This is a genomic window from Candidatus Magnetaquicoccus inordinatus, assembly GCF_004217665.1.
GTDB classification, from domain to species: domain Bacteria; phylum Pseudomonadota; class Magnetococcia; order Magnetococcales; family Magnetaquicoccaceae; genus Magnetaquicoccus; species Magnetaquicoccus inordinatus.
Genome location: NZ_RXIU01000246.1, coordinates 1 through 4,694 on the forward strand (window position 1 = coordinate 1; position 4,694 = coordinate 4,694).

Here is a 4,694-nt window from a genome sequence, read left to right on the forward strand (position 1 = left end):
AATGGCTTGCTGATTCACCAAGGAAACGAAAGCGTCAGATGGCAACTCTGGGGATGTTAGGTTAACGCTTATGGGGCAAAGCCCTGCTGGTAATGTGCGGCGTTTCACAAAAGCGAATGCTTAAGCATTCGCGCACGCCGCACAGATTTGTGCCCCGCAGGGGCACTCTTTGGGAGGGCGGACGCCCGACATGCACCGTTTCGTTTGTGGCAACAGTGAGGAAATTGGCAAATGCGCTTGCCCTGTCTCTTTTGACCGCTTTGGCATTTGTGTTGCGTTAACATGGCGAGCCTGAGTGAGGCTTGAGTGAAGTCTCTGGATTGGCCGCGTGACTACTAAGTGTGAAAGAGTAAAGAGATGGCTATTGCTGCACCCGCAACTGCATATCCGCCGGTACGACCGGTTGTGCCGCCGCTGCCGAGTCGATTGGTGGCGCGGATGACAAAAAAATGCCACTTGCTGCCAACACCTTGTCGCGATTGTGGAACCCCAATGGGGGTGACCTATCCGGGATCGGTGACTTTTTGGAAGTTTACCTGTCCTGCCTGCAGCAAGCCCTATACGATTGAGATTATCGATCATCGCAAATGCCTGGTCTACGAACAGCAAGGGCAGCGCCTGGTGGAGCGCATTGGTCTGACCGAGCAGCGGCAGAGCTTTTATCGTGCCCGTTGTCAGGGTTGCGGCACCATCTTGATTGCCAATGAGGAGCAGTTGGAAAAACGGCAGAGTTGTCATCACTGTCGTCTGCCGTTTCGTTTGCGCCTGCTGCATGATGAGGTTTATTATGAGACTGAGGTTAACTGGCAGGGTCAGAGCGCGCTGTTTCGGGATCGGGTGCAGACGCTGGCGGGTAACATCTTCAATGCGGGCAATCTCTATTTTTTGGATGAGGATCGCCTGACTCCGGGAGCTCGCGAGTGGGCAGAGCTGTTGAGTCGCCTGGAGAGCGAGTTGGAGCTGTTGCGTACTCAGGGCAAGGAGATTCCCCAGGTGGTCGGCGCAGAGAGCGCTGTGGCGCAGGGAGACGAGCAGAGTCTGCGGGCCTTTGCCGAGGAGCGGGAGCTGTTGAATCAGCAGTGGCAGCAAAAGCTGCAGGTGCAAGTGGAGGAGAAAGAGGCGTTGCATCGGGAGTGGCAACAGAAGTGGCGGCTGCAGGAGGAGCAGGGAGAGCGGGTGCGGGAGCATGCCCAGCAGATGCAAGAGCAGTCAAAACATCTGCAAGAGCAAGCCGTGCGTCTTCAGGAGCGGCTGCAGCAGTTGGAGAAGCAGAACGAGCAGTTGCTGGAGGAGCGCAATGCAGCAGCGCAGCGCCTGGCCCACTATGATGAGGTGATTCGTTATCTGGATCAGCAGACCACTTTGGCGGTGCGTTTGGAAAATCGGGTGGCGCAGTTGACGGCGACGGTCGAGCAGTTGAACCAGGAAAAACGGGGATTGTTGGGGCAGTTGGCTGGTCAGAGTGAACGCATTCTGCTGTTGGAGCAGGAGCGGGCCAAACAGAGTGCGCAGTGGCAAGCGGAGCGGCAGCAGCAGGAGGAGCAGTTGCGCTTGCAGCAGGAAAACCATTTGTTGAGCGAGAAGATTGGTGGCTTGCATGAGATTTTGCAGAATCTGCAGCAGCAGAGTGAGCGTGCCAACCGTTTTGAAACTCTGTATGTGGATACGGCGCTCAAGTTAAAAAAGTTGAAGGGAGAAAATCTGCAGTTGACGCATCGCTTGAGTGAACGAGAGGAGTCGGTCAATCGTTTGGAGCGGCAGGTGGAGCAGGCAGGTCGGATGGTGGCTGGTGGGGATGTGTTGGAGGCGCGTTTACAGGAGCTGCAGCAGGAGAATCAGCGTCTGCAGGGCAAAGCGCGGGAGCAGAGTCGTCTGGAGGCGCGGGTAGCACAGTTGGAGGCAGAGTTGTCGCTGTTGCGGCGGCGTGGCGAAGAGTCTGAAGAGGGCATGGTTGCCGAGGAGTGGTATGGAGAGGAGGGTGAGGAGTGGAGTCTGCCGGCCCATGCACCGGGGGCGGCAGAACGGCGGATTTTGGGTTTGAAGGGGGAGCCGACCCCGGAGCGGATCAAGGCGGCCTTGCGCAAGCGGATTCGCCAATATCATCCCGATCGCGTGGCTTCGTTGGGTCAGGAGTTGCGTGAGGTTGCCCATCGCAAGACCCAGGAGATCACCCGTGCCTATGCGCAGTTGATGGCCATTTATGGGCGAAGGTAGTACACAGGTAACCTTTCAGGGAAGCGATACATGGTCAGATTGGAAGGAATACGAATCAAAAATTATCGGGCATTACGAGACATTACCCTGGGGAAGCTCTGGAACAGGCAGAAGGATGCTCCGTTGACCCCTTTGACTGTGGTTATTGGCAAAAATGGTGCTGGCAAAAGCTCATTGTTCGATGCTTTCGGTTTTTTGGGCGATTGTTTGCGGGTTGGTGTCGAGGAGGCGTGCGAACTGCAGGAGAGAGGAGGCTTTCAGCGGCTGTGTTCCCAGGGGATGCACGACCAGCCAATGGAATTTGAGATCTATTTCCGTGCCAGGAGTGAGGCTCGTCCTATTACCTATGAGTTGGCCATTCATTTGGATCAGCAGGGGCGTCCAGCAATATTGCGGGAGCGCCTGCGCCAACGCCGCAAAGGTCAAAATAGAGGAGCTCCCTTTTCCTTTCTCTATTTACAAGAGGGAATGGGGTTTGTTTGGGCAGGTTTGGAAAATGTTGCCAGTGAAGAGTTGGAACAGTCACTCGGGAATGCCGGTCAATTTGATCAGAGGAGCATGCAGGAGAGTTCCGATAAGCTGCCGATTGAGTTGATTGATCGGCGTATTCCCGGTATTGTGACCCTGGGAGCGTTAAAGGAGCATCCCCGGATTACCGAGTTACGCCATTTTTTGGGTGGATGGTATATGAGCTATTTTTCACCCAACTCAGCCCGTGAGATCAGCAAAGCGGGTCCACAAAAACATTTGCAGCAATCGGGTAGCAATTTGGGCAATGTCGTCCAGTTTTTGCAACGGGAACATCCCCTGCTGCTCAAGCGTATTTTGCAACAGATTGCTGAAAAGATTCCAGATATTACAGCTATAGAACCCTATCGGGACGAGATTTCCAAAAATCTCTATTTGCTCTTTCGTAGCCCGGCTTTCAAGGAACCTTTTACCCATTATCAAATGTCCGATGGGACATTGAAGATTTTTGCCTATCTGTTGTTGCTGCATGATCCAGAGCCTCCCCCCTTTTTGTGCATCGAAGAGCCGGAAAATGGTTTGTATCATAAACTACTGGAGTTGTTGGCACGCGAGTTTCGCGATTATGCCAGCAAGCCCAGTGGCGCACAGCTTTTTGTCACCACCCATCAGCCCTATTTGGTGGATGCGTTGGATCCTGAAGAGGTGTGGGTATTGCAAAAGGGGGAGGACGGCTTTGCACACATTGTCCGTGCCAGCAGCCTACGCTTTGTCAAGAGCATGGTGGAGGAGGGGCAACCTTTGGGGGGGCTCTGGTATAGCGACTATTTGGAGGGGCGTTAACAGTGCACTTTGAGATTTTGGTCGAGGGGCAAGCAGACCATATTGCACTGGCTATTCTCTTGCCTAAAATCATCGGTTCCTACCGACAGCCCCATACCTGGAAGATCCATCCGCATCGTGGTGTGGGCAAGGTGCCAGAGGATCTGTTTGCCATCCCCCATGTGCACGACAGGTCGCTATTGCACAATTTGCCATCTAAATTAAGATCTTATGGTAGAGAGTTGCAGAAAGATGAGATGGTGGTGGTGCTGCTTGATCTGGATGAGCGCACAGATTGTCGCCACTTCAAAGAGCAACTTACACAAATCCTCACTAGTTGCAATCCGGCGCCGAAGTGCCTGTTTCGCATTGCCATTCGGGAGTTGGAATCGTGGTTTTTCGCGGATCCCCTGGCGATCAAAAGCTGTTATCCTGCTGCGCACATCTCCTTTTTGCAGGGAACCTTGTTTCCAGAAACAGAGGGAGGGTGGGAGGAGTTGGCACTGCTGATTCCCCCACCCGATGGTATGACAGATCTGCCGAAAAAAGCGGAGAAGCGATCGGCCAGAATCGGGGATTATAAGGTGCGCTGGGCAAAAAAAATTACGCCATTTATGGACGTAGAACGCAATTGGAATGACAGTTTTATCCAGTTTCGCGATGGTTTGCGCAAATTTGCCCGATAGGAGGAAGGGTTACTCCTGTTCTGCCTTCAGATCCCGTTCCATCAGCTCTTTGACGACGGCGCGGGGATCACGATCTTCATAGAGAATGGTGTAGACGGCCTGGGTGATCGGCATTTCGATCTCCAGTTGGGCGGCCAGACGGCGCACGCCAAGAGTGGTTTTCACCCCTTCGGCCACCTCCCGGCTGCCAGCCTGGATGGCAGAGAGTGACTCTCCCTTGCCCAGTCGCCAGCCCACAGTATAGTTGCGCGAGAGCGATGAGGTGGCGGTCAACAGCAGATCACCCATCCCGGAAAGACCACTAAAGGTTTCCGCATTGGCGCCCAGACGTACCCCCAGGCGGATGATCTCCGCCAAACCACGAGTCAACAACGCCGCCCGCGCCCCATTGCCAAAACCAAGGCCATCGCTGATTCCAGAGGCCAGAGCAATAACATTTTTCATCGCACCACCAATCTCTACCCCAATCACATCCTCGCTGCTGTAGGTGCGAAAGTGGGGGGT

The 4,694-nt window shown here is 54.3% G+C and carries 4 protein-coding genes; 3 read left to right on the plus strand and 1 reads right to left on the minus strand.

Annotated elements, in window-relative coordinates; genetic code table 11:
• Window positions 1-357 precede the first annotated feature (357 nt).
• From EJP87_RS13920 to EJP87_RS13930, 3 genes are read left to right on the plus strand one after another with little or no spacing between them, the layout of a single operon-like run.
• Window positions 358-2,214 carry a J domain-containing protein gene (locus EJP87_RS13920; protein WP_130472471.1) on the plus strand — a complete coding sequence of 619 codons (1,857 nt, stop codon included), beginning with the start codon at window positions 358-360 and terminating at the stop codon, window positions 2,212-2,214.
• Between the two features lie 30 nt (window positions 2,215-2,244).
• The gene (locus tag EJP87_RS13925) at window positions 2,245-3,525 is read left to right on the plus strand and encodes an AAA family ATPase (RefSeq protein WP_130472472.1); all 1,281 of its coding nucleotides are present in this window, start codon (window positions 2,245-2,247) and stop codon (window positions 3,523-3,525) included.
• A gap of 2 nt (window positions 3,526-3,527) precedes the next feature.
• Complete coding sequence (locus EJP87_RS13930; RefSeq protein WP_130472473.1) at window positions 3,528-4,190, plus strand: DUF4276 family protein; 663 nt, start codon at window positions 3,528-3,530, stop codon at window positions 4,188-4,190.
• A gap of 9 nt (window positions 4,191-4,199) precedes the next feature.
• Here EJP87_RS13930 and EJP87_RS13935 read toward each other — a convergent pair.
• Window positions 4,200-4,694 (minus strand): NAD(P)H-dependent glycerol-3-phosphate dehydrogenase (locus EJP87_RS13935; RefSeq protein WP_130472474.1); only part of this gene is annotated, 495 nt, incomplete at its 5' end.

Coding starts and splice junctions, on each gene's coding strand:
- EJP87_RS13920 (WP_130472471.1), top strand. CDS start 358: ATGGCTATTGCTGCACCCGCAACTGCATATCCGCCGGTACGACCGGTT.
- EJP87_RS13925 (WP_130472472.1), top strand. CDS start 2,245: ATGGTCAGATTGGAAGGAATACGAATCAAAAATTATCGGGCATTACGA.